Below are 25,861 nucleotides of genomic sequence, written 5' to 3' on the forward strand. Positions count from 1 at the left end.
TTAACAAACGGCGCCTAAAAAACGCCACAACAATCAATCAGAGGTAAAAAAATGGCAGTTTCTTACAAGGAACTCGGCTTGGTCAACACCAAGGAAATGTTTGCTAAGGCCGTCAAGGGTGGCTACGCTATCCCGGCTTTCAACTTCAACACCATGGAACAGATGCAGGCCATCGTGCAAGCCGCCGTTGAAACCAAGTCTCCGGTGATCATGCAGGTCTCTAAGGGTGCTCGTAACTACGCTAACGGCACCATCCTCCGCTACATGGCTCAGGGTGCTGTTGAATATGCCAAGGAACTCGGCTGCGCCAATCCGCAGATCGTGCTCCACCTCGACCACGGCGACTCTTTCGAACTCTGCAAGGACTGCATCGACAACGGTTTCTCTTCCGTGATGATCGACGGTTCTGCTCTTCCGTACGAAGAAAACATCGCCCTCTCCAAGAAGGTTGTTGAATACGCTCACGCACACGACGTGACCGTCGAAGCTGAACTCGGCGTGCTCGCCGGTGTGGAAGACGAAGTGGCTTCTGAAGTTTCTCACTACACAAAGCCGGAAGAAGTGATCGACTTCTCTACCCGTACCGGTTGCGACTCCCTCGCTATCTCCATCGGTACTTCTCACGGTGCTTACAAGTTCAAGCCGGAACAGTGCACTCGCAATGCTCAGGGCAAGCTCGTTCCGCCTCCTCTCGCATTCGACGTTCTCCACGAAATCGAAAAGAAGCTCCCGGGCTTCCCGATCGTTCTCCACGGTTCTTCTTCTGTCCCGCAGGACGAAGTCGACACCATCAACGCCCACGGCGGCCGTCTCCCGGACGCAGTTGGTATTCCTGAAGAACAGCTCCGCGAAGCTTCCCGCTCCGCTGTCTGCAAGATCAACATCGACTCTGACAGCCGTCTCGCTATGACTGCCGCAATCCGTAAGTATTTCGACGAACATCCGGAACACTTCGACCCGCGTCAGTACCTGAAGCCGGCTCGTGAAAACATGAAGAAGATGTACATCCACAAGATCGTGAATGTGCTCGGCTCCGACAACAAGCTTTAATCGAGTCTTGTCGTCCTAATGGTTGCAAAACCTGGGACTTAGCGAAAAGCTTAAAAACCGCACGGTGTATGCCGCGCGGTTTTTTGTATATAAATTCAGAATGTTCCCATTTTATACTTTATCAGTAAAGAGCAGGAATTTTCTATGGATGATGTGAAAAAAATTTGCCCCCATTGTGGCGCCGAGCTGAAAGACGATGCCACATTCTGCCCCCATTGCGGGAGCGACAAGGATACCGGCTGGAAGGAAGGCGCGGAGTCCGCGGACCTGGAACTTCCCGATTACGATGAAATCGTCGAGAATGAATTTGGCCAAAAGAAAAAAAATTTTTCTCGGATTGCGTCGGCAATTATCGGCGGAATTTTAGCCGTCGTTTTGTTAATCGTGTTTACCGGGATCGTCTAAACACGAAAATTCATTCTATTTGAGCGTAAAGGCGCATTAGAGCGTCTTTTTTAATTCGGCAACTACAGATTCCGCCCTTTCGAAATCAAAGTCTTCTACAGCGGTTTTGAGCTGTTTAATGAGGTTCATCCGTTCTTCATCGTAGCGGATGTGTTCAATGAGCTGTAAAGCGGCTCGACAGCCTGCAGGAACTGCATCCTGAATCGACGGTTCGATGGTTTTAAGCATTTTCTGCAGCTTTGCCATCGCTTTCGGATCTTCTACAAGCTTTTCTTCACGCTCTCCAAGGGCTTCTGCCGCAAGCGGAATCGCTTTACGCAAGCGTTCGATCAGCTTTTGAAGCAGGTCGGTGAGCTTTGCCCACGGAGTAAGCGGAAGTTCCTCTTTTTTCGAAGTAATCGTGTATTCCAGTTTCGCGGAGTGTTCCTGCAGCTGCATACAGCCAATGGTCCCTGCAATACCTTTTAAGGTATGTGCCATACGGGCCGCAGAGATAAAGTCTTCCGCTTGGATGAATGCCTGGATTTTGGCAATATAGCCGTCAAAATCATCGACAAAGCGACGGATCACTTTTAGATAAATCGCCTTGCTGCCTGCGGAACGGTACAGCCCGAGTTCCGCATCAAAGTTCGGAATTTTGTCAAAGGCGACAAGGAACGGATCTTTGGTAATGCTGACATCTCCCTTGAGCGATTCCAAGGAAGTCTTATCGTTCACCTGCTCAAGCCAATTCGAAAGTTCTCCGTAAAATTCTTTCGGGTCGATCGGTTTTGTGATATGAGCGTTTAAGCCTGCTGCAAGACTTTTTTCCTTATCTCCGCGCAAAGCTCGTGCGCTCATGGCGATAATCGGCAGAGAATTCTTTTTAGAGTCTTGTAATGCACGGATCTGCTTAGTAGCTTCGAAGCCATCCATCACAGGCATCTGTAGGTCCATTAGAATCAAGGAGTAATCGTTCTTTTGAACAGCGGCCACACCTTCTTCGCCGTTGTTTGCAATGTCGGTCATGAGCCCGACGCGGTTCAAAAGTTCAATCGCGAGTTCTTGGTTCAAGGCGTTATCTTCAACGAGCAAAATTTTGGCCGGCTTAAAGTGGAAATTCTTTTGAGCTTTGGCTTTTTGATTCTTGCTTTCTTCGACAACGCGAAGCCCGAGGGCTTCTTCCAAGGTCTTCTGCAGGTCTTCGACAAGGAAAGGCTTTGGCAGGTAACGCTTGAAACCCGTTTCAATCGCTTCTTTCAAATGTGCTTCATCGTTCAGTTTGGAAATGGCGACCAGCGGTGGAACATCCAATTCAGAATTTTGCATCTGTTTCACCAAGGCGACAGCCCCGATTTCGGTCAGCGTCCAGGCGAGAACAATCGCGTCATAAGGATTATCCTTACTGGACTTGAAAAGATCAAAGGCTTTTTCTGCGGAATTTGCAAAGTCCGCTTGCACGTGCATCGTCTTAGCCATCTTTTCAAGAATCGAAAGAGAGGCTTCATTGCTTTCGGCGATTAAAATGCGCTTATTCTGGAGAGGCGAAATTCCCTTCGAGACAGGACGATCCACAACATCGAAGGTCGCGGTAAAAAAGAAGTCGCTTCCCTTCCCCGCTTCGCTCCTCACCTGCAGTTCACCGCCCATTAGTTCGACAAGAGAATGGGAAATGGCAAGGCCTAGGCCCGTTCCGCCGTACTTGCGGGTCGTGGAACAGTCTGCCTGCGAGAACATGTGGAAGAGCTTTCCAGACTGTTCTGGAGTCATGCCGATACCCGAGTCGCTGACACAGGTGTAAATTGTCGCCTTAGAATTTTCGAGCTTCTTCAACTCCATCTTCAGCACGACTTGTCCTTTCTCCGTGAATTTTTCGGCATTGTTGATCAGGTTCGTCAAAATCTGCGAAAGGTGCAGTGGATCGCCGAAAATACGTTTCGGAATTCGTGAGTCGATATCGGCTAAAAGTTCAATCGGCTTACCGGTAATGCGCACCACCGCAATCGAGAGAACGTTCGAAATAGTTTCACGAATGGCAAATGGAATGTGTTCCATGTCTTGCTTTTTTGCTTCGATCTTCGAATAGTCAAGAACGTTATTGATAATGCCCAGGAGCGATTTTGCCGCATAAGAAATACGGCCTAGGTAATGTTCCTGTCGCGGAGAAAGATCGGTAGAAAGGGCGAGGTCCGACATACCGATAATCGCATTCATCGGCGTGCGGATTTCGTGACTCATGTTGGCAAGGAATTCGCTCTTCGCCTTGGTTGCATCCTTGGCTTCCTGTTCCGCTTTGATAATCGGCGTGATGTCCGTGATGAAGATTAGGTAGCCGATGCTGCTCAAATCCTTGGAGAGCAAAACGGTTCCTTGTCCGCGGCACCAGATCTGCGTTCCGTTACGCGTCGGAAGTTCAAAGTTTGCACTCCAGCGCGTTCCGTTTTCAATAGCGGCGAGAGGCATTTCCAAAATCTTCTGCGGAATGCCGATGTCGGTCAGTTCATCATAAGGCTTGCCGATCAATTCCGAGGTTTTTATATCCAAGACATCTTCAATCCGTTTGGACACGTAGGAAATTTTTAAATCACTGTCGAAAATGATAATTGTATTCTGCGACGACGCCATGATGGAATCCAGAATGGAATCCTTGCGGACCGCCGAGGTTTCATCGGAAACCAGGAACAGATAACGGACCGAAGCGTCGTCTTCAATCAAAAGGTTAAACGAAATGTTCAGCCAAACGATATGGCCGTCTTTTTGCTGCACCACGATCTGCGTCTGCCCAATTTCACTTGTCTGCGGCGCGGCCTGCTTTTGAGAATTCAAAACAAAGTCTTTGAATTCCGGATTTGGGATGATGTCCCAAAGATTTTTGCCTTGAAGGCTTTGCCAATCCGCATCTCCCGTAACGGTTGCAATACTCGAACTGGCACGCAGAACCTGGAATTGGTTATCCGTTAAAATCAGCGAAAAATATTTACTGCTGAGAATCGCATCGAAAAGGGTGCTCGAATTGACGCTGTCGGTAAGATCCTTGGAAATCATTCGACGAAAGAGAATCTTGCTCGCAATCGATGTAATGATCAGAAGGAATAGAATACAGCCGCCTGCAAAGACCATGAAGTTCCAACTTTTTTTGTTCAGGAGGGCTTCAGTTTTACTCTGCGGAATGATGTAAACGAGGTGCAACGGAACTTTATTCAGCGGCGCGATCATCGCCGTGTACTGTCGACCATGATCATCTTTGAATTGAAAACTGGATACCGCAGAACTGGCGAGCGAGTCGATATTGTAATGTTCTTTCGCAGGCCTAAAAAGCGCGTAGATACTGTCGAGGGTAATTTCTCCGAGACTTGTCTGGTACGGGAAATAGGTGTAGACGCTGTCGGTTTCACTGTTGACGAGCATCGTGATTCCCCCGCTTTCCTTGGACAGCAGAGAAAAGGACGAACGAAAGTCGTTGACATCGATGTCTTCGGCGATGACGCCCTGAATACGGTTTCGATTTTTCCAGATAGGAAGGGAAATCGTTAAAACGCGGCGTTCTGCTCCGTAGTTGATGGTGGGGCCGGAATAAGCAAGACCCTTATTGCGGCTCGGTTCCAAATACCAAGACTTTGTTCTGAATTCAAAATGTTCGGGATCGCGTTTTAAATTGCGGGCGCTGACAAAATATCCATCTGCACCGCCGTAATAGATGTCAACGTTGTTCAGTTTTTTTTGTTCGGAAAGGAGAGTCGATCTTAAATTGGACGGAAGACTGTGAGCGATACGCTTGTGAAATTTAGTAAAAGGGGCCGTATAAGTGTTGATCTTCTGTTCAAAGGATTGAGAAATCTGCTGCAAGGTTTTGCTCGATTCCTTATAGGCCGTTTCGAATAAAAAGGACCGCATATAGGAAGTAAAAGCGATGAAGCAGAGGATCATCGCTATCAACGTAGGCAGAGTATAAACCCAAATGATGCGAGAACTGAGCTCGCGCTTTCTCTTCCCTTGACCCATTACTCTCCAAACGACTTATAAATTTTAGGGAGTTCATTCTCGAAAGTGTCAAAGGCTTTGACAACGTCGGGATCAAAATGCTTTCCGCTTCCTTCGTGAATAATGCGGAGAGATTCTTCATGAGGAATCGCATCTTTATAGACACGTTTAGAAACGAGAGCATCGTAAACATCGGCAACTGCCATGATGCGGGCGCAGAGAGGAATTTCTTTTCCAGAAATTCCAGTCGGATAACCCGAACCGTCCCATTTTTCATGATGAAATTTGGCAATGTTTGCCGCAATCACGACCATCGGATTGTTATTCAGTTCCTGCGTTGCAGAAAGAAGAACCTGATAGCCGAGAATGGTATGCTTCTTCATTTGTTCGCGCTCCGCATCGGTCAGCGGACCAGGCTTACGAAGAATGCCGTCAGTAATACCAACCTTGCCGATATCGTGGAGCGGAGCCGCGATTGCATATTCGTCGACGATTTCTTCGTTCGGAAGCTCTGCCTTGAATTCGTCCATTTGACTCATCGCATGCGCGAGTTTTCGCACCACGAGCTGAGTTCTGCGCAAATGCGTTCCCGTTTCATTGTCGCGGAATTCTGCAAGGGCGCCCAAACTGGTGAGCATCACCTGCAACGTCTTTTGCAAATCTGTGGTTTTTTGTGACAGTTCACTTGTGCGTTCGGCGACAAGATCCGAAAGATGATCGCGATAAAATTTACGCTCCAGCTGATTGCGGATGCGCAGTTTTAAAAGACCTTGGTTGAAAGGCTTTGCGATGTAATCGTCCGCTCCTAGGGAAAGCCCCTTCATTTCGCTTTCGCTTTCGGCTTGGGCGGTCAAGAAAATAACCGGGACATCTTTGCAACTCGGAATTTCCCGTAAGCGACGGAAGGTTTCATAACCGTCCATTTCGGGCATCATCACGTCGAGCAGAATCAAATCAGGAACACTACGCTTGACAAGCTCCAATGCTCTTTTTCCGCTGAGTGCGACATGAATGCTATAATTTTCCTGTGCGAGTGCCCCTTCCAACACCTCGATGTTTGGCTTGGTATCGTCAACAACTAGAATTTGAGGCATCCGTTCTTCCATATAAGAATAATCTATTCTGTTTTATCCGATTTGAACAAAAAAGCACAAAAAGATTGTTCTAATATGGAATATATGATGTTGGACTATAGGTCTTTAATGACCATGATGCCGCTGCGTTCGATCTTTGGGAACGGCTGCATGCCTTCACCGCCCTTACCCTTGTCGAGAATATCCAACAGTTCTCCCGAAGAAGAGTACAGATGGAGTTCCCATGGACCAGCCGGAGCATTAAAGTAACCGGAATTCTTCTGCACGTTGCGCTGGAAGCTACAGTTGAGACGGTCCGTCACGCTACGCGCCTGTACAAGGGAAACGTCCGAAAGCGTCCAACCGACCGGGCTTGCGCCCATGTCGAAAACCAGGACCGCATTTTCGTCCGTCGGTTCCTTCATCGTGAACTTCCAGCTAAAGTCCTGCCAGCTGGTAGAAAGGTCGAGGAAACGTCCGTTTGCATACGGTACATATTCCGTTGTCGCACGCTTGATGTCTACATTCAATGTACGCGGTTTGTCTGCCTTGGCACGCATGCTGAAAACGTAGGTAATCCCGTTGCGAAGCGGCAAAGACTGCTTGAACTGCAAATTCCAAGTTTCTTTTCCTGCTTCCTGAATCGAGAAGTGCAACGTGCCGTTCTGGATGTCTGTTTTCGCTTTGCCGCCCCAAAAGTCTGCGGTCCAGTTTTCAAGACCATCCGAGAAGTCGCTGTTGCTGACCAGATTGCGGCCGCGGTCCAAAATGCCCGTGCTGAAATCTTCGTTCTGGATAAAGTTCGGAATCACGCTCGTATTCTGAATGCCGAGCGGACTGTCGACGCAAACTTCCTTGCCCCAGCTGACGAGAGTGTTGTAAGAGCTATGGGTCGTCATGTCCATTTCCGGACTGTCGAGGTTGCCCGGGCCCCAGCTCCAAGCAAGCCATCCGATGTCTAAACGTTCCGCTTCCGCCATAATGAATTTGTACGGAATTTCACGGGCACCGTTTACAGCGACCGGTGCAAATTCACCGATCATCAGCGGAATGTTCTTTTCAACGGATTCTTCAAGAACGCCCGTGACGCGATCCTGAACAGTTTCATATCCTGTCGCTTTCGGATCGTGTAGTTCGGACGGCCACCACATGTGGATGTCAAAAATCAAATTGTGTTCCGGGTCAACCGAAAGGAGCCTTTCGCCCTGGCCCAAAATGTTGTTCGGATTCTTTCCCCAGTCATCGGCGTCGATAATCAGCGGAACGCGAATGCCTGCGGCACGCATACGGGTAACTGCCGAAGAATAGGCTTCAAAGAATTCTTCCCCGCTCTCGATTTCACCGCCGACTTCGTTGCCGATATTCACCAAAAGATATTCCTGGTGATTGCGGATCAGTTGCAGGGATTCTTCGCGAGTCCAGTAATTGACGAGTTCCGGCAAACGATTCCAACGACCTGTAGCGTCGTGAAGTTCTACAATAGGAATCATGCCGTTCGTGATGCTTTCATCGACCAAGCGGTACAGATCCGCGATTCGACCATGCATGTTCCAAACGATACGGACGCAGTTCGCACCCGTCTTTGCAATTTCAGGAATGGATTTTCCTTCGCGATCCGTCCAGATGAACATGTGGTTGATGCCGCGCAGAATAACCTTTTCGTTATCCTTCGTATAAAGAAAACGCCCTTGAACAAAAAATCCCGGTTTCGAATTGCTGACCTGTTCCATTGGTAACCTTCAAATAGAAATGATTTCCCTCTCAAAATAAGAAAATAAACAAAAGGCAAGGTAAAATTCCCTTGCCTTTTGTGTAAAACTTAGCTGCAAATCCACTTAGTTCTGCGAACGGGTGTCGAATGCGTACTTTTCTTTGTAGTAGCTGAGCATTTCGTCCGCATTGCGGAAAGCACCGCTGCGAACGGCGCTGCGCACTTCAGGATCGGTGCGTACCATCTTGCGAAGACGGGAATCCACGTCGCGGAAGAAAAGGTCGTTCGAAGCCTGGTCAATATTCTGCTGATTGTAGTTCAAGTGGTAACGGCGTTCAAGCATTTGGAACAATTCCGTCTGGCACTGATTTTCAGGAGGATTCTTTGCGAGAATCGGTTCGTAGCACTGGGAAATGTATGACTTCTTCAGGTCCACGATCATATTGTCGATTTTCGGGATGTTACGGCTAGTGTCGTTGTGCGTTGCAACTTCTGCAGTAGGTATACGGGTAGACGAACAGGCTGCTGCGAAAATAGCCAAACTTGCAATAGCGAGTGAACGAATTGTCATGAATACTCCTCTTGTATCACTTTCCCAGCCGCATGTAAAGTTACCAAATTCCCCGCCAAAAGTAAGGGTAAATTTGTAATATTTCACTTACTCCTTCTGGATAGAGAAGTACCAAGTGATTGGGTTCACAATTGTATATCGGATATTTCCTAAGCGCTTTTTGCCGTTTTTGTTGACAAAGCCTGTCACTAGGTGAACATGCGGTCCTGTCGTATGGCCCGTTGTGCCTACCGTTGCAACAGGATCCCCTTGCATCACATTTTGTCCATCTAGATACAAAAGCTGATCGCAGTGCATAAAAAGCACTACGTGCTTCTTGTCTGCGATTCCGATGACGATACCACCGCGTTCATCTTGGAATGTCCAAGCCTTTCCGCTGAAAGGCGCGAGAATACGTGCGCCAGAACGGCTTGCAACGTCCCATGCCGGATGCAAACGGACGCCGGGAGTCGCTTTCGGGTGATAGAGTTCCGTCACATAGGCGACAGAATCGGCGATCATCTTGGTGAAATATTTCCAAGCCGGAGCAATGGAATCGTAAGACGGATTCGTGATGTTATCTGGAATAGAAAAACGGATCGAAGTCCCTTGTGGCGGAATATGCAGACGATCTTTTTTCCAGGAATCCTTGGAAAATCCGTTCTTGTCCAATGTCTCGCTCACATAAGAACCTAAGGTGGATTCATTTGTGACAACTGCGGTAAAGCGGCCTACCGCATAACGGGCGATGCGTTCAAAGGATTCCGTCCCGTTGAAGGTGTAATCAAAATAAGGCGCATCCGAATACATCGCCATTTCCGACTTCATATTGCGCATCATCGAAGGCAGCGAAACGAGCTTAGACGGCACCACAAAAGGGATGATCACCGCAATGACGCACAAAGGAATAAAGAATTTACGGAAAAGTTTTGGAAATCCGACGAGCTTATTTTCGCGCAGAATACGAATCTCTAGAAGCGCTTGAAAAGTCGATGCTGCTGTTTTCGGGCTTGCTTCTACATCTTCTGCCGAAAGGAACGGCTTAATGATGGATTTCGCAATGTGATCTTTTAAGTAACGGAACTTTTTCTGCTGAGGCTTGGGGGCGATCCACCAGAAAAAGCTCGGGTCAAAAGGACCCAAGGCGTCTAAGTCAGAAAGAACCTCGGAGTCTATCTCTTCTCCGTTTGCAGACAAAAGAATCGTCATACGCATAGAGCACAAGAGCTTCCCCGCTTCTTCGTCGATTCCTTTTTTGAAAAGGACAAAAATCGTTTTGACGCCTGTGGCCTGTTTTTCCCGGAGCTTCAGCAGAAAATTTCGCGCGGAGCCTTCGATCGAAGAATATTCGACAAAAAGAAAAGGCGCATTCCCGCACAGGGAATGCGCAAACTCTTCTAACGATTTTTGGACATTGCAAGACTTCGAAGCGATGATTCCGATGAAAGAACCTCGGGCAATCAGCGAATCGAGAACCTTGCGTTGCATGTACCCGAAAAATTAGACAGCGGCCGTCTTCTTGGTCGGAACCTTGCAAGCACAACGCGGATAGCTGTGCATCTGAGGGGGAGCGGCAACGAACTTGTCGATCAATGTGTAAAGTTCTTCGGAAGAAGCGTTCGGCGTAACGATCATTTCCTGACCGCGGAGTGCGCTACGGCCCTTGAGCGGTTCAAAACGTCGTGCGCGGCTCACAACAGCGAGCGGAACGGTTTCGAGAACTGGAAGCAGTCCGAAATAACGGAACAAGCTGAAGTTCTTCTGCCAGGTGAAGCGTTCAACGAGAAGACCAAAGGTGTTCTCCGGGAAGCCCTTTGCTTGCAGGAATGCTTCACCAGACATGGTTACCAGTTCGTGATTTGTGGGAAAGTTATTGACGAAAGCGGCATAATCGCCCTTGAGGTAAATGTCGTCGCAAAGGAAAACAAATTTCATAGAAGTCCCATTGTTGAACAAATTTTTGCTTAAAATAGATAAAATTCGCTTTTTTGTCATCGCAAAGCGGATTTGGAGGTCTTTCCTCATTTTTTCTTAGCAAGTTTTTTTTGCTGAAATGAAATTCGGCAGCACACCCCCACTCTTTGTAATTTGTTGTAGCTCAATGACTTAAATCTAAAAATATGCGAAATTTTTAAAAATTTCGCTATTTTGTGTCATTTTTTTGTCTAGAAATTGTGAATTTTCTTCAAAGAAATCAGTCCATATTTCGTAATAAAAACTTTATATTTGGTGATGTCCATCACCTTTGGCTTTTGGGGTCTAAATGTGGTGAATCGGATGTGTAGTGGTTATGACGGGTCGGACCGCCCCCTGTGGTCGGATTTCGTCATGGATTGATCTTATTGGAGATCGTAAATGAGTCAAAAGAAATCAGTATCTGTATTGTTTTTAACAGCTGCAATGTTTGCTAGCGGTGCGTTTGCTCAAGACGCCCCACAGGAAGCACCGCAGGCTTCTGAAAATAATCCCCCATCCCTGAATGGTATTCCGGGCGAATCAATTCAAGAAGGCGGCCAATTCGCTCCAATCAAGTTGGATGAATATGTCAGCGATCCTGAAGAAGCTCCTGCCGCGCTGAACTGGAAGATTACTGGCAATAAGAACCTGGTAGTGAAAGAAGATAAGCACGTGGTAACAATCCAGACTCCGAACCAGTATTGGAACGGTTCTGAAGACATCACGTTCACTGTTACAGATTCTAAGGGTGCTTCGAGCTCTGAAACCGTGAATTTCACAGTCGAATCGGTGAACAATCCGCCGGTCGTTTCGAAGATCCCTGACCAAACGATTGACGAAGGCAAAAAGTTTGCCCCGATTAAGCTCGACAACTATGTCGAAGACGTCGATCATCCGAAGGATCAGATCGCATGGGAATATGAACTGACCCCGATCGCAAAGGAACAGGCTGAAGGCGAACTCTCCGTCGAAATTTCGAAGGACCGCATCGCAAACGTCGTCGTTCCAGACACGAACTGGTACGGTGCTTATAAGATTACGTTCATTGCGACTGATGGCGAATACGCTTCCGCCAAGACCGATGCAAACTTCACGGTCAATTCGATCAATGACGCACCGATCGTTCAGAAGGCTCCGGATCAGACGATCCAAGAAAAGGAACAGTTTGAACCGATCAACCTTTCCGACCTCGTCAGCGATGTCGATGATGATGTTTCAAAGATCAAGTGGTCTGTTTCTGGCGGTAAGGAACTCAAGGTCAAGATCGATAAGTACAACGTTGCTGAAGTCATCATTCCGAACGAAAACTGGAATGGCCCGACCGAAACGTTCGAATTCAAGGCAACCGATCCGAAGGGTGCTTCTGCAAGCTTCAAGACTTCTTTCACGGTGAAGTCTGTGAACGACGCTCCGGAATTCGTCGATATGATTCCGGACCAAACGATCATGGAAAAGCAACAGTTCCAGCCGATCGATCTTAGCAAGTATGTCAAGGATATCGACCACAAGTTCGAACAACTGAAGTGGGAATTCTCTGGCAATAAGGATCTCAAGGTCCAGCTTGCAGGTAAGAATGCAAAGATTTTGATTCCGAATGCTCTTTGGAATGGCTCCGAAACGATCAACTTCAAGGTCACGGATCCAGAAGGAGCAAGTGCTGAGGCTCAGGCAAACTTCACTGTCGAATCTGTGAATGACGTTCCGCAGTTCGTGAAGCAGATCCCGGCTCAGACGATTGACGAAAAGAATCAGTTCGCACAAATTAACCTCAACGACTTTGTCAAGGATGATGACCACAAAAAGGAAGAACTTTCCTGGGAAGTCGAAGTGAAGAGCGTCGGCAAAGAACATCCGACTGGTCCGCTCTTTGTGAATATCGACGAAAAGCATGTCGCCAAGGTTGAGATTCCGGACCCATACTGGAACGGCGCCGCTGTCGCAACGTTCAAGGTAATTGACCCGGAAGGCGCAGAAGCAAAGCAGGAAGTGAAGCTCACTGTCCGCTCCATCAATGATCTCCCGGTCTTCAAGAAGATTCCGGACCAAACGATCGACGAAAAGGCAATGTTCGACGGCTTTGCTCTCGACGATTACCTCTCTGATGCAGACCATGATCTTTCTCAGTTGAAGATTACCGTTTCCGGCAACAAGGAATTGAAGGTCAATGTGGACAACAATCGCATGGTCTCCATCCAGACTCCGGACATCAACTGGAACGGTTCTGAAACTGTGACATTCACCGCTACCGATCCGGATAATGGCAAGGCTTCTACTTCTGTCAAGTTCACGGTGAACTCTATCAATGACCCTCCAGTCATGAAAGACATCCCGTCTCAGACGATCAAGGAAAAGGAAGAATTCAAGCCTATCGAGCTCGATAAATTCGTAAGCGACCTCGACCACCCGGCTAACAAGCTCAAGTGGACGATTTCTGGCAATAAGGACATCAAGGTTACCCTCGATGCAAACCGTAAGGCTTCCTTCAAACTCCCGAGCATGAACTGGCACGGTTCTGAAGCAATCACCTTCAAGGTAACGGACCCGGAAGGCGCTTCGAATGAACGCACCGTCAACTTTACCGTGGAATCGGTGAACGACGCTCCGGAATTCGTAAAGAAGATCCAAAATCAGACAATCAAGGAAAAGACTCAGTTCAAGACCATTAACTTGGGTGAAATGGTCAAGGATGCTGACCACAAGCTTTCTGATCTCAATGTGGCTGTCGAAGTGAAGCCGGCTCCGGGCGTGAAGAATACGCAGGGTGATCTCCAGGTGAATCTCGATGCAAAGCTTGTTGCAACGATTGCAATTCCGAACAAGTATTGGAACGGTGCAAACGTCGTGACCTTTACAGTCACGGATCCGGAAGGTGCTAAGGCCTCCGAAACGGCAACCTTCACGGTGGAATCCGTGAACGACGCTCCGGTTCTGCAGGAAATCAAGTCTCAAACGATTAATGAAAAGGCTCAGTTCGCTCCGATCAACCTTGCCGAACTCGTTACCGATGCAGACCATGCCTTCGATAAGCTCAAGTGGACGATCACCGGCAATAAGGATCTCAAGGTCAATATCGACAAGGCTGGCACAGCAACGATCGCAATTCCGAACCAGCTCTGGAACGGTACCGAAAAGATCACCTTCACGGTAACGGACCCGGAAGGCGCTTCGGCGAAGCAGACCGCAGTCTTTACGGTAAAATCCATCAACGATCCTCCGGTGATGAAGGACATTCCGTCTCAGACGATCAAGGAAAAAGGCCAGTTCAAGTCGATTAAACTTGACGACTACGTTAAGGATCTCGACCATCCGAATAACAAGCTCAAATGGAACATCACAGGTAATAAGGATCTCAAGTTCAAGATTGACGCGCAGCGTGAATTCTCTGTGGTGATCCCGAACAAGTACTGGCACGGTTCTGAAACTGTCCTCTTCGAAGTTGTGGACCCAGAAGGTGCTAAGGATTCTCGCAATGTGACCTTCACGGTGGAATCCGTGAACGACGCTCCGGAATTCGTAAAGAAGATCAACGATCAAACGATCGACGAAAAGAAGCAGTTTGCTCCGATCAACCTCACTGAAATCGTGAAGGATCCGGATCACAAAATTCAGGATCTCACTTGGGCTTTCAATGTCAAGGGTGCAAAGAATGGTTTGACGGTTCAGGTAGATCCGAAGACTCTCGTCGCTACAGTGGTTGCACCGGATAAGTATTGGAATGGTTCGAATGAAATCGAATTCGTCGTGACGGATCCGGAAGGCGGCAAAGCTTCCCAGACAGCAACCTTCACGGTGAAGTCCATCAACGATGCTCCGGTTCTTGCAAAGATCAATGACCAGATCATTGTCGAAAAGGAAGAATTCAAGGATATCAACCTTGCAGAACTTGTAAAGGATCCAGACGATTCCTTCAAGTCTCTCAAGTGGACGATTACCGGCAATAAGGATTTGAAGATCTCTATCTCAAAGGATGGCGTAGCTTCGATTAAGACCCCAAACAAGCTTTGGAATGGTTCTGAAAAGGTGACCTTCATGGTGACCGATCCGGCCGGTGCTTCTGCTCGTCAAATGGTTCAGTTCACGGCAAAATCTGTGAACGATCCTCCGGTGATGAAAGATATTCCGAACCAGACAATCAAGGAAAAACAGGAATTCAAGGAAATCGAATTGGATGACTTTGTGTCCGATCTCGACCATCCGAAGAACAAGCTCAAGTGGGATATTAAAGGCAATAAGGTTCTCAAGTTTGCCATGACCCCGAGCCACAAGGTTTCGATCAAGACTCCGAACAACTACTGGTACGGCAAGGAAACCGTGACCTTCACGGTGATGGATCCGGAAGGCGCTAAGGATTCCCGTACGGTGACCTTCGAAGTGATTTCTGTAAATGATCCTCCGGTCTTTGTGCGCGAAATCAAGGATCAAACAATTGATGAAAAGAAGCAATTCGCTCCGATCAAGCTTGACGATATGATCAAGGATCCGGACCACAAGCTGAACACGATCCAGTGGAGCTACAAGGTTTCTAAGGTGAATGCACAGCCAGCTTCGAAGAAGAAGGGCAAGAAGGCTGCAGATGAAGAAGTTTCTTCTGCAGATGGCTTGACGGTAAATATCGACAAGAATCATGTCGCAAAGATTGTGATTCCGAACACGTACTGGAACGGTGCTGCGAAGATTACCTTCACGGCAACGGACCCGGAAGGCGCAAAGGCCAGCTCTTCTGCAACCTTCACAGTTCGCTCGATCAACGATATCCCGGTGATTTCGGCTAACGCACCGAAGGGTGAAACGATCCGCGAAGGTGGCACGTTCCAGACGATCGACCTCTCTACTCTCGCTACGGACACAGACCACTCTGCAAAGCAGCTCAAGTGGAGCTTCCATGGAAATCGTCAGCTCATGGTGACTTTGAACAAGGACAACACCGTTCAGGTGAAGGTCCCGAATTCTCAGTGGCACGGCAAGGAAACGATTACCTTCACGGTAACCGACCCGGAAGGTGGCAAGGCTTCTCATAAAATGGACTTCGTCGTGACGGAAGTGAACGATCCTCCTGTGCTTTCCAAGATTCCGAACCAGAAGATTAAAGAAAAGGAAACCTTCAAGCCAATCGCTCTTGACGAATACGTGAAGGATCCGGACAACAAGCCGTCTGAAATGACGTGGAAGGTCTCTGGCAACAAGAACCTGAAGGCAGAAATCACCTCTGCAAGAAAGCTTGTTATCACAGCTCCGAACAAGTACTTCTGGTGCAATCCGGAAACGTTGACTCTCACGGTCACGGATTCGAAGGGTGCATCCGCATCCACGATGGTAACCTTCGAAATCACCTCGGTGAACGACGCTCCGGTTCTGAAGGATATTCCGAGCCAGACCATCAAGGAAAAAGCTCAGTTCAAGGATATTCCGCTAGACAACTATGTGCATGATCCAGACCATCGCAAGAATCAGTTGATTTGGACTGCAGTCGTGCAGAACGTCGAAGCCCCAGCCCCAGCTCCGAAGAAGAAAGGAAAGAAGGGTAAGAACGCTAAGAAGGAAGAACCGAAAGCCGACGAAAAGAAGGTCGACGACTTGACCGTGACGATTGACGACAAACACGTCGCTCATATCGCAGTGCCAAACAAGTACTGGAACGGTAAGCGTACGGTGACCTTCACTGTGGCAGACCCGGAAGGCGCCAAGGATTCCAAGACAATCCATCTCGAAGTTCTCTCGGTAAACGATCCTCCGACCTTCAGCAAGATTTCTGATCAAACGATCAAGGAAAAGGAACACTTCGCTCCGATAAGCCTTCTCGACTTTGTGAAGGATCCGGATCATCCGAAGTCCGCTCTGACCTTCGAAGTTTCTCAACCGCGTAGTCTTAAGGCTTCTATCAATAAGAAGAATCAGCTCGTGGTGACGACTCCGGACAAGTACTGGAATGGCTCTGAAAAGATCAATATCACGGTTCGCGATCCGGAAGGTGGACGTGACGCCCAGCAGATTACTTTCACGGTTACCCCGGTGAACGATCCTCCTGTGCTCAAGGCTATCCCAAATCAGACGATTAAGGAAAAGGAACGCTTTGCTCCGATCGATCTCTCGAAGTACGTGAGCGACCCGGATAACCGTCCAAATGAAATCAACTGGATTGTCTCCGGCAACAAGGCTCTCAAGTTTGACATCCGCGGTTCTCGCGTGAACATCACGACTCCGGATGAATTCTGGAATGGTTCGGAAACCGTCGTCTTCACGGCGAAGGATCCGGCAGGCGCTGGTGCAAGTGTGAAGAGTACGTTCAAGGTGATTCCGGTGAACGATCCGCCGCACTTCAACAAGCTCCCGGTTCAGCAAATCAAGGAAAAGAACCAGTTCTCTCCAATCGATCTCACGAAGCTCGTCGTGGATCCGGATAATGACGCATCTGAACTCCGCTGGTCTATCGATGACGGCGAGCCGGCTCAGAAGAACAAGCGTGGCCGCATGGGTAAGGCAAAACACCCGACCGTGAAGCACCCGCTCTCTTACAGTCTCTCTGACGCAGGCATCTTGACCGTAACGATTCCGAATAAGTATTGGAACGGCAAGGACCAGGTGAAGGTCAACGCTTACGATCCGGCTGGAGAAAAGGCTTCCCTCGACATCCAGTTCGTGGTGACACCGGTGAATGATCCTCCAGAACTTTCCAAGATTCCGGATATGGTGACGAATGAAGGCAAGAAGTTCGCTTCGATCAAGCTCGACAAGTATGTGAATGATCCGGACCACAAGCCGAATGAACTCCGCTGGTCGATTTCTGGCAACCGTCATCTCGAAGTGATGATCAATGGAAGTCGCGAAGCTATCGTCCGCCCGAGCCGTGCAGACTGGTATGGCAAGGAAACCATCACATTCATCGTGAAGGATCCGGCTGGCGCAATGGCAAAAATCCCGGTGAACTTCGAAGTGAAGCATGTGAATGCGGTTCCGGAAATCCGTCCGATTCACGATGTGACGATACGCGAAGACGCGAACAAGGGTGTTCTCACAACGCTCAAGCTCGATCAGTTCGTGCGCGACCGCGACCATAGCTTCAACGAACTCAAGTGGACGATCACGGGGAACAAGAAGCTCATTGTCGAACACGACAAGGCGCGTAACATTGTGACGATCAAGCAACCGTATGAACACTGGAATGGTGCTCCGGAAACGCTCACCTTTACGGTGACGGACCCGGAAGGTGCTACCGCTAAGACCTCTGCGAAGTTTACCGTTATTCCAGTGAACGATCCTCCGGTCGCTATCTCCAAGTCTTACCAGACAAAGGAAGGCGAAGCCCTGAAGGTGAGCGCTAAGGAAGGCCTCCTGGAAGGCGCGTTCGACCCAGATGGCAAGCTTGACGCTCGTGTCTCTCTCGTTCGTCGTCCGCAGAACGGTAATGTCGAAATCAATGAAAAGGATGGTTCCTTCGTGTACAAGCCGAACAAGGGCTTCTACGGCCTCGATGAATTCGGCTTCAAACTCACGGATAAGGAAGGTGCTTCCTCTAAGGTGGAAACCGCTGAAATCAACGTGAACTTCAAGATGAAGGACGTCCGCAATTCCGATAACGAAGCGCCGAAGTCTTCTTCTTCCTCGAGTGCGAAGAAGGGCAACAAGCGTCGCCGTTAATCGGTCTTGATTCTCTTTGAAAAAGCCTCCCCCATTCGGGGAGGTTTTTTGTATGCAAACCTTTTCTTTCGCGGAAAAGCTTTTTTATTTATATTTCATACAAAATGTGAGGAATTCTCTATGAAAAAATCTTTTGTTCTCGCTGGGATGATATCGATTTCCATGTTCTTGGGCGCATGCTCTTCGGAAAGCAACAGTGGTTCCAAGTCTCTCGCTGAAAAGTGCGAAAAGGGCGTTACCGAAAGTTGCCTTGAAGGGGCTACTTGGAGCATGAACGCCTTTTACACGATCAATGAAGGCAATACCGCATATTCTGTCGTTAAGGAATTGAAGTCGGGCGGTGTCGCTTCCCCGTCGACCTTGACCTTTGAAGAAGACGGTTCCTTTACCCTGATCAATTCCAAATCCCTTTACCTGAACAGTGAAGGAACTTGCTTGGGTGAAGAAGAAGCTGGTACGTGGTCTGTTTCGGGTGGTCAGTTGACGATGAACTTCACCATGGGCTGCATGCTCGGCTCGATGGGCTACTCCTTTACGTCCACACCGACAATCATTGACCTGAATGGTTCTACTGCATTGAATCTGGGAGGTTCTTACATTTACAAGGATGCTCCGATTGCGGGCTACTCTTTGTATGAAGTTTTCACGGGTGTCGAAAGATAGTCTGCGATAAAATCGTAAAATCACAGCTCCCCTAGTGATGTGAACCCCGAAAGTTGGACACAACTTTCGGAGTTTTCATGTACCAGAAACACACAAAAGAAGAATGGGCCAAGGCCTATGAACTTCACAAGGATGGTTACGACTCTCCGTCAATCTCAAGGTTGACAGGTCTGGAACTGTCCGAAATTAAGCGCCATATCCGGCTTTACCGACAGACCGGCTGTTGGCAGACTGAAAGGAAAACGAATGTTCGGTCAACTCCTGCCTTGAGGAGGACTGTCATCGACGCGGTCGTCAAGAAATCTCTATCTTATGCGGAAGTTATCGCCAAGTACAGCATAAGTTTTACCAGCCTGAGTTCTTGGCTGCGGAAATACCGTCATGGCGGATACGAAGAACTGCTAGCTACCAAGCCGAGAGGGAGACCACCCAAGATGAACAAGGCCAAGCCGAAATGGACAACGGGAATGAGCGAGATTGAACGCCTCAGGGAAGAAAATGAGTATCTAAAAGCGGAGAACGCCTACCTAAAAAAATTAAAGGCCCTAGACCAGGAAGAAAGTGCCGAGATGTTCGGTATAGGGCCCAAGTCGTCCGCGAACTGAGCGCCGAGTACGCCCTGAGACATCTCCTGAAGGCTAGCGGGCTGTCCCGCTCCACGTACTACTACAACCTCAAGGATGGCCCCGACCGCTACGCCGTCGTGCGCAAGCGAATCAAGGCCATACACGCCCAGAACAAGGGTCGCTATGGCTACCGCCGCATCGTGGCCCAGCTCCGGAACGAGGGCTATGCCATAAACCACAAGACGGTCTATCGGCTCATGAAGGAAGATGGCCTGAAGAACGTGCGCAGGCGCTGCAAGTACCGCTCGTACAAGGGCGAGGTCGGCAAGACCGCCCCGAACAGGCTCAAGCGGAACTTCAACACAAAGGCCCCCAACAGGAAATGGACTACCGACGTGACTCAGATAAACATCGGCATGGACAAGTGCTACCTGTCGCCAATACTCGACATGTATAACGGCGAGATAGTCAGCTACGCAATCTCGGACCATCCGGACCTGAAGATGGTAATGGACATGCTGGACCGGGCATATGCGAAGAAGCGTACCTGGAAGCGACTGGTTCTGCACTCGGATCAGGGGTGGCACTACCAGCATGCGATTTACCAGAAATCGCTGAAAGATCATAAAATCATCCAGAGCATGAGCCGTAAGGGCAACTGCCTGGACAATGCCATGATGGAGAACTTCTTTGGAATAATGAAGTCAGAGCTTCTCTACCCGAACACGTTCAGAAACATGGACCACTTCAAACAGGAGCTGAGGAAGTATATCGAATACTACAACAACGACCGGATAAAGCTGCGCCTAAACGGAATGAGTCCGGTACAATACCGGACTCATAACGCTGTTTTATCCTAACTTTAAACTGTCCAACTTTTTGGGTTCAGTTCATAGCCGGCGGTTCTTCTTTTACGGGCGTAGCTCTAGGATACTAGCCACGCGTCACGTCGCGTTGGTCAATCTGCCACCTGCGTAAGGTCCTTACCGGCCGCCCGTAAACGGGCTACATCTTGCCGAGCATGGTCAGCTGTTCTCCGTACTTGTCCTCCTCCAACTGATTTTTGATATACGAGGCAATCTTGCTCGCACTCTTGCCGGCCGTGTCTACGTAATACCCTCGGCACCAAAATTCCCTATTCCTGTATTTGAACTGAAGCGACGGATACCGTTCGTAGATCATCAAGCTACTCTTCCCCTTCAGGAATCCCATGAATCCCGAAACCGAATATTTCGGCGGTATCTCGAGAAGCATGTGTACATGATCTGGACAAACTTCCGCCTCGACGATATTCACCTGTTTCCAGTTGCAAAGCGTACGTAGGATTTCACCTATCTCGCGGCGCTTTTCTCCATAGAACACCTTCCTGCGAAATTTGGGGGCAAACACGATATGATACTTGCAATTCCACGTCGTGTGGGCCAAGGTATGATTATTGCTATTTTTCATTTGAATCCTTTGGTTCTTTTGTTCGCAGCTGACAGACCGCATTTCAAAAGCTACCAAAGGATTTCTTGTTTGTCGAGGAAGGAACGCCAGAAGGCTAAACGGGACCGCCGGCCTAGCCGGCGGTTTTGAATACATACAAGAAAGCCCCATCATCGCGATGGAGCCTTTTCTTTATGTTTTATAATCTTTAGTGGACAACTATATTTCTTGTCTGATTGCCAATACGAATCAGATAGTTCCCTGCTCTGGGAACAGCGACATTGAAATTATCGACATTCACATGGCCCTGATTCAATACGCGGCCCTGCATATCAAGAACCATATAGGCGGATCCAATTCTTGCAGCGCTAATCTGAACGTTGCGTCCCACAATTTCTACGGAGAAGTGCGGAACACCAGCAATCTCGATAATTGCATCGCCCTTTTCGGAGCTGGAGCTTTCATGCTTTGCGCTAGAACTGGAATTGTCGCTCTTTTCGCTAGAACTTGATGATTTCGGAGCACTAGAGGAACTGCTGCTGGAGTTCTGTACGCTTGAAGAGCTAAGCTTTTCGTATTGAGCGGTTACATCAGTGTTCTTCACGATTTCATCAAACGATTTATCCCAGCCGGTAAACTTGTAGCCGTCTCGTTCAGGTTCTGCAGGAGCGGTAGCGGCAGCACCGAACTTTACATTCTGAGACTTGAGTGTGGAACCGTCATAATCCAGGAAGGTTACCTTATAAGCGTTCAGTACGCTATTGTAAGAAGCTTTATAGGTGGCATCGCCTATTACCTTGACAATTCCCGGAGTCCAGCCAGCAAATTCATAGCTGTACTGGGCTGTAGAAGCCTTGGTCGGATCCGCCGGTGCAACAGGAGTCTTTCCATAGGCGACTGTACTCTTAGAAATTTCAGTACCGTCTTCATCGACGAAGGTGACTGTATAGCTCTTTGCCACTGCGTTATAGGTCGCGGAGTAAGTTGCCTTGCCCTTGACTGTTGTAATTTCCGGAGTCCAGCCTGCAAATTCGTAGATGTATTGGGCTGTAGAAGCCTTGGTCGGATCCGCCGGTGCAACAGGAGTCTTTCCATAGGCGACTGTACTCTTAGAAATTTCAGAGCCGTCTTCATCTACAAATGCAATTTCGTAGGTCCTTACCTTAGAGGTATAGGTTGCCGTATAAGTTGTATTGCTACTGACAGCAGTCACAGCCGGAGACCAGCCTGCAAATTCGTAACTGTACTGGGCCGTAGATGCCTTGGACGGATCAGCAGGCGCCGAAGGAGTTTTGCCATAGGCGACTGTACTCTTGGAAATTTCAACACCGTCTTCATCGACGAAGGTGATGGTGTAATTTCTCAAGGTTGAAGTAAATGTAGCCTTGTACGTTGCATCGTCTGTAACCTTCACGAGTTCAGGAGTCCAACCAGCGAAAGTGTAGTTGTACTGGGCTGTTGCAGCCTTTGTCGGTTCAGTTGCAGGTGCTGTAGGCATTTTGCCATAGGCCACACTGGAACTAGAAAGAGCCTTGCCGTTTTCGTCTGCGAATGTAACGGTGTAATTTCTAACAACAGCATTATAAGTTGCTGTATAAACAGCATTGCCCTTGACTGTTGTAATTTCCGGAGTCCAGCCTGCAAACTCGTAGGTGTATTGGGCGGTAGAAGCCTTGGTCGGATCTTTCGGAGCTGTGGGCATGGAACCATACTCAACAGAACCAGATTCTATTACAGAACCGTCTTCATCCACGAAGGTAATGGTGTAAGAAACGGTACTATAGCGGGCTTCAATGGAAATGTCTGCTGAAATTGTAATGCTTTCGCCCGGTTGACCTAAGTAGTTTCCCTTATTATCGTACCAGCCGACAAAAGTATAGCCAGGCTTTTCAGCAGCTTCGGGCAAAGTATAGGAAGCACCTTCGTAAACATCTTCAGAAATTTCAACCTTACCATCTACATAGACAATAAGCTGGTGCTTCGGTGCGGCAGTAAACAAAGCATTCACCGTCAGGGCAGACTTCACAGAACTAAAGCTCTTGTCCCAGCCGTTGAACACATAGCCTTCTCGGGTCGGCGAGGCAGGAGCTGTAGCAGCCTTGCCGTATTCCACATACTGGGTTTTCAAAATTTCGGAACCATTCTTAAAAACGACTTCGTAAGTAACAGGCGTTGCATCAAATTCCGCAATGTATGTGGCATCGCCAACCACGCTGGCAATAGTTTTATCGAAGCCCTTGAATGTATAGTTAAATGCTACCGTAGATTCGCGTTCCGGATTTTCGCCCTTATAAGCAGGCATAGTTCCGTAGGCAAGCAGTTCTTCCTGCAGAACTGAATTATCGTAGTTCAGGAACTGGACTGTGTACTTATTGATGGTGGCATCGTAAGTTGCCGTGTAAACGACTTCCTCTGTGACAGGAATCAGTGTTGCATCCCAACCGGCAAAGGTGTAGGTGTACTGGGCTGTAGCCGCAAGCGTAGGCGCATCGCCTGCGTACACAGGCACATTGCCGTATTGAACTGCAGAACTTTGTAGAACAGTGCCATCCACATTCTTGAAGGTAACTGTATAACTCAAGTCCAGGAGTTCCCCATACAAAGCCTTGACTGTGGTATTTTCTGTAAATACCGTCTTTGAATCGACTCGGGTAAGATTTTCATCGAACCAGCCCTTGAAATAGTAGCCTTCTTCTGCGGCGGGAGCTTCGGGAATGGATTCCAACAAGCCATCTGCACCTGTAACGAGAGCCGCGATTTCATTGTCTTCGGGATATTCGAAAGACACCACGTATTTCTGTTCTGCACTAGAAGCATACAAGGCAGAGACAGTCATATCAGCAGAAACTTTCTGCTTGCCAGTAAACACGTCCCCGTTTTCCTTGACCCAAGAAACAAACTTGTAACCCGAAGCAGGTTCAGGATCATCGGGCATAGATACAATTCCCTTGTTGTTGGTGTACTTACGGGTAGAAGCGCCATCATCGTCAAAGGTAACACGCATGGTCGGAAGATTGTTTGCATCGGCAAAAATCGGATAGCCATTTGCACGGCTCCAGATTTTTGAATTTTCCTGGGAACTGGCCATAGTATTCAGCTGCCAAGCGAACTGGTCGCGCTGCATATTGGCAGTAGAAAGGCCCCCCACATTAACCGTATTTGCTGAAGACGAATCGACGCCTACTGCGGCAGAAAGGTCGGCTACCTTGGTATCGAAATATGCATTCTTTGTGCTTGCACCACTGGCGATTAAGCCAAACAAAGCACCCCTACGGGCTACATTACCATTACCACCTGTAGCTGTGCCCACAATATTTTCAGCGGCGCTGTAGACATTCTGTACTATACCCGAAGTATAGCCGACAATACCACCTACATAGTATTTATTTGCGTAATATTTTACAGCAGAGGTCGCAACAGCTTCCACATCAGCAAGGTTGTGGGAATCTGTAATTTGGGAGGCACTATAACCAGCAATACCTCCGGCATAGGCAATTCTAAACAAAGTTGAGTTTGTATTCGTTGATGTTCCTGTATACTTTGTTGAAGAAAAAACCTTGCCCAAATTAACACAAGTGGAAACTAAGCCCTTTGAATTTATAAAAAAACCTACAATGCCACCGGAATAAGAATCATCATAAGAAGAAGAAGTAGTAGTTGCCGTCACGGAGCCGCTATTGCTACAGTTGCTAATAGTGGCGGCTGCATACACATAACCGGCTATGCCGCCGGAATAAGAATAAGAAGAAGAACCTGAAGCCGTTACGGCGCCGCTATTGGTGCAGTTGCTGATAGTAGCTGCGGCATTCACATCACCGGCTATACCACCGGAAGAAGAAGAACCTGACACGGCACCGCTATTGGTGCAGTTGCTGATAGTAGCTGCGGCATTCACATCACCGGCTATGCCGCCGGAAGAAGAACCTGACACAGCGCCGCTATTGGTGCAGTTGCTGATAGTAGCTGCGGCATACACATAACCAGCTATGCCGCCGGAAGAAGAACCTGACACAGCGCCGCTATTGCTGCAGTTGCCGATGGTGGCGGCAGCATTCACATAACCGGCTACGCCTCCAGAATATTGACCAAAAACATCAGCCTTATTTTTAGAATTTTCAATAAACTTGCCTCCAGCCTCATAACCGACAACCCCACCAACATAACTGACGTAGTTCGAGCCGACAGAGTGCTTTACCGAGCCAGACACCGTGGCTCCCTTGACACTTCCGGTATTGTATCCGGCAATTCCACCAACATAACCATACGCATAATATGTAGAAGAACTGTAATATCCATTCAAATAAGTCAACACAGTTCCATCATAAGAAACATTTTCTATGGTTCCTTTATTTTTGCCAACTAGCCCGCCAATGTTACCATAACGTTTTTTTGATTTTGTAGAATCAACATGGGCGTACACATAAGCATTATCCACGCTTAAATTCTTAACCACTCCATTTTCACCCACGACACCAAATAGGCCCCGGCTAATGGAGTCCGCCTTAGCTGCCAGCGTATCATTCACATACAGGCCACTGATCTTATGGCCATTTCCATCAAAAATACCGTCAAAGGCACGGGTCGAAGTATCGCCTATGGCCTTCCAGCGGGTGGTTCCGCTTTTATCGGTAACCTCCGTGTCCCACAGCACAATGTCGTTAGCCAGCTGGGCATTTATGGTGGACTTGCCCGAATTCACCTGCACCGCAAACCAGGCCAGTTCCTCGGGCGTGGTAATCTGGTAAAACACCTTGCCATCAATCTTCTTGGTGTTTTCGGGTTCACTGGTGCCCCCAAGCCAATTGGCAAAGGAGCTGGTAGCCACAAAAAGCAGCATCGCTAGAATTTTCGTTAATTTTGTCAT

14 protein-coding genes are annotated in these 25,861 nt (G+C 48.4%); 6 read left to right on the forward strand and 8 right to left on the reverse strand.

Annotation, left to right across the window (positions count from 1 at the left end; all coding sequences use genetic code 11):
• Positions 1–51 precede the first annotated feature (51 nt).
• Together BGX16_RS13735 and BGX16_RS13740 are read left to right on the forward strand one after the other, a co-directional pair.
• Positions 52–1,050 carry a class II fructose-bisphosphate aldolase gene (locus BGX16_RS13735; RefSeq protein ID WP_100426564.1) on the forward strand — a complete coding sequence of 333 codons (999 nt, stop codon included), beginning with the start codon at positions 52–54 and terminating at the stop codon, positions 1,048–1,050.
• A gap of 144 nt (positions 1,051–1,194) precedes the next feature.
• Positions 1,195–1,455 (forward strand): zinc-ribbon domain-containing protein, encoded by a 261-nt coding sequence (locus BGX16_RS13740; RefSeq protein WP_100426565.1) that lies wholly within the window; start codon positions 1,195–1,197, stop codon positions 1,453–1,455.
• A 36-nt stretch (positions 1,456–1,491) separates the two neighbouring features.
• On the opposite strand, the gene BGX16_RS13745 is transcribed toward BGX16_RS13740, so the two are convergent.
• From BGX16_RS13745 to BGX16_RS13770, 6 genes are all read right to left on the reverse strand, one after another.
• A complete protein-coding gene (locus tag BGX16_RS13745) occupies positions 1,492–5,436 on the reverse strand; it encodes a response regulator (protein WP_100426566.1) in 3,945 nt (1,314 codons plus the stop codon).
• Positions 5,436–6,509 carry an HD domain-containing phosphohydrolase gene (locus tag BGX16_RS13750; RefSeq protein ID WP_241899565.1) on the reverse strand — a complete coding sequence of 358 codons (1,074 nt, stop codon included), beginning with the start codon at positions 6,507–6,509 and terminating at the stop codon, positions 5,436–5,438. The genes BGX16_RS13745 and BGX16_RS13750 overlap by 1 nt, the downstream gene beginning before the upstream one ends.
• A gap of 95 nt (positions 6,510–6,604) precedes the next feature.
• Positions 6,605–8,218 (reverse strand): cellulase family glycosylhydrolase, encoded by a 1,614-nt coding sequence (locus BGX16_RS13755; protein ID WP_100426568.1) that lies wholly within the window; start codon positions 8,216–8,218, stop codon positions 6,605–6,607.
• Between the two features lie 105 nt (positions 8,219–8,323).
• Positions 8,324–8,770 (reverse strand): hypothetical protein, encoded by a 447-nt coding sequence (locus BGX16_RS13760; RefSeq protein WP_100426569.1) that lies wholly within the window; start codon positions 8,768–8,770, stop codon positions 8,324–8,326.
• An 87-nt stretch (positions 8,771–8,857) separates the two neighbouring features.
• Positions 8,858–10,237, reverse strand: coding sequence for a M23 family metallopeptidase (locus tag BGX16_RS13765; protein ID WP_100426570.1), 1,380 nt, complete (start codon positions 10,235–10,237; stop codon positions 8,858–8,860).
• A gap of 12 nt (positions 10,238–10,249) precedes the next feature.
• Positions 10,250–10,684, reverse strand: coding sequence for a hypothetical protein (locus BGX16_RS13770; RefSeq protein WP_146139543.1), 435 nt, complete (start codon positions 10,682–10,684; stop codon positions 10,250–10,252).
• 420 nt (positions 10,685–11,104) lie between these two features.
• On the opposite strand from BGX16_RS13770, the gene BGX16_RS13775 reads away from it, so the two are divergent.
• From BGX16_RS13775 to BGX16_RS13790, 4 genes are all read left to right on the forward strand, one after another.
• Complete coding sequence (locus BGX16_RS13775; protein WP_100426572.1) at positions 11,105–18,340, forward strand: tandem-95 repeat protein; 7,236 nt, start codon at positions 11,105–11,107, stop codon at positions 18,338–18,340.
• A 120-nt stretch (positions 18,341–18,460) separates the two neighbouring features.
• Entirely contained in the window at positions 18,461–19,003 is a 543-nt protein-coding gene (locus BGX16_RS13780; protein WP_100426573.1) for a lipocalin family protein, read from the forward strand.
• Positions 19,004–19,080: 77 nt separating this feature from the next.
• On the forward strand, positions 19,081–19,608 hold the full coding sequence (locus BGX16_RS13785; protein ID WP_100424741.1) for a helix-turn-helix domain-containing protein: 528 nt from the start codon (positions 19,081–19,083) through the stop codon (positions 19,606–19,608).
• A gap of 26 nt (positions 19,609–19,634) precedes the next feature.
• Positions 19,635–20,429: an IS3 family transposase gene (locus BGX16_RS13790; protein ID WP_241899577.1), complete on the forward strand. Its 795-nt coding sequence runs from the start codon at positions 19,635–19,637 to the stop codon at positions 20,427–20,429.
• A 145-nt stretch (positions 20,430–20,574) separates the two neighbouring features.
• On the opposite strand, the gene tnpA is transcribed toward BGX16_RS13790, so the two are convergent.
• Positions 20,575–21,018: an IS200/IS605 family transposase gene (gene tnpA, locus BGX16_RS13795; protein WP_100426871.1), complete on the reverse strand. Its 444-nt coding sequence runs from the start codon at positions 21,016–21,018 to the stop codon at positions 20,575–20,577.
• Positions 21,019–21,205: 187 nt separating this feature from the next.
• A complete protein-coding gene (locus BGX16_RS13800; RefSeq protein WP_100426574.1) occupies positions 21,206–25,861 on the reverse strand; it encodes an InlB B-repeat-containing protein in 4,656 nt (1,551 codons plus the stop codon).

It is taken from the genome of Hallerella succinigenes (assembly GCF_002797675.1).
Lineage (GTDB): Bacteria > Fibrobacterota > Fibrobacteria > Fibrobacterales > Fibrobacteraceae > Hallerella > Hallerella succinigenes.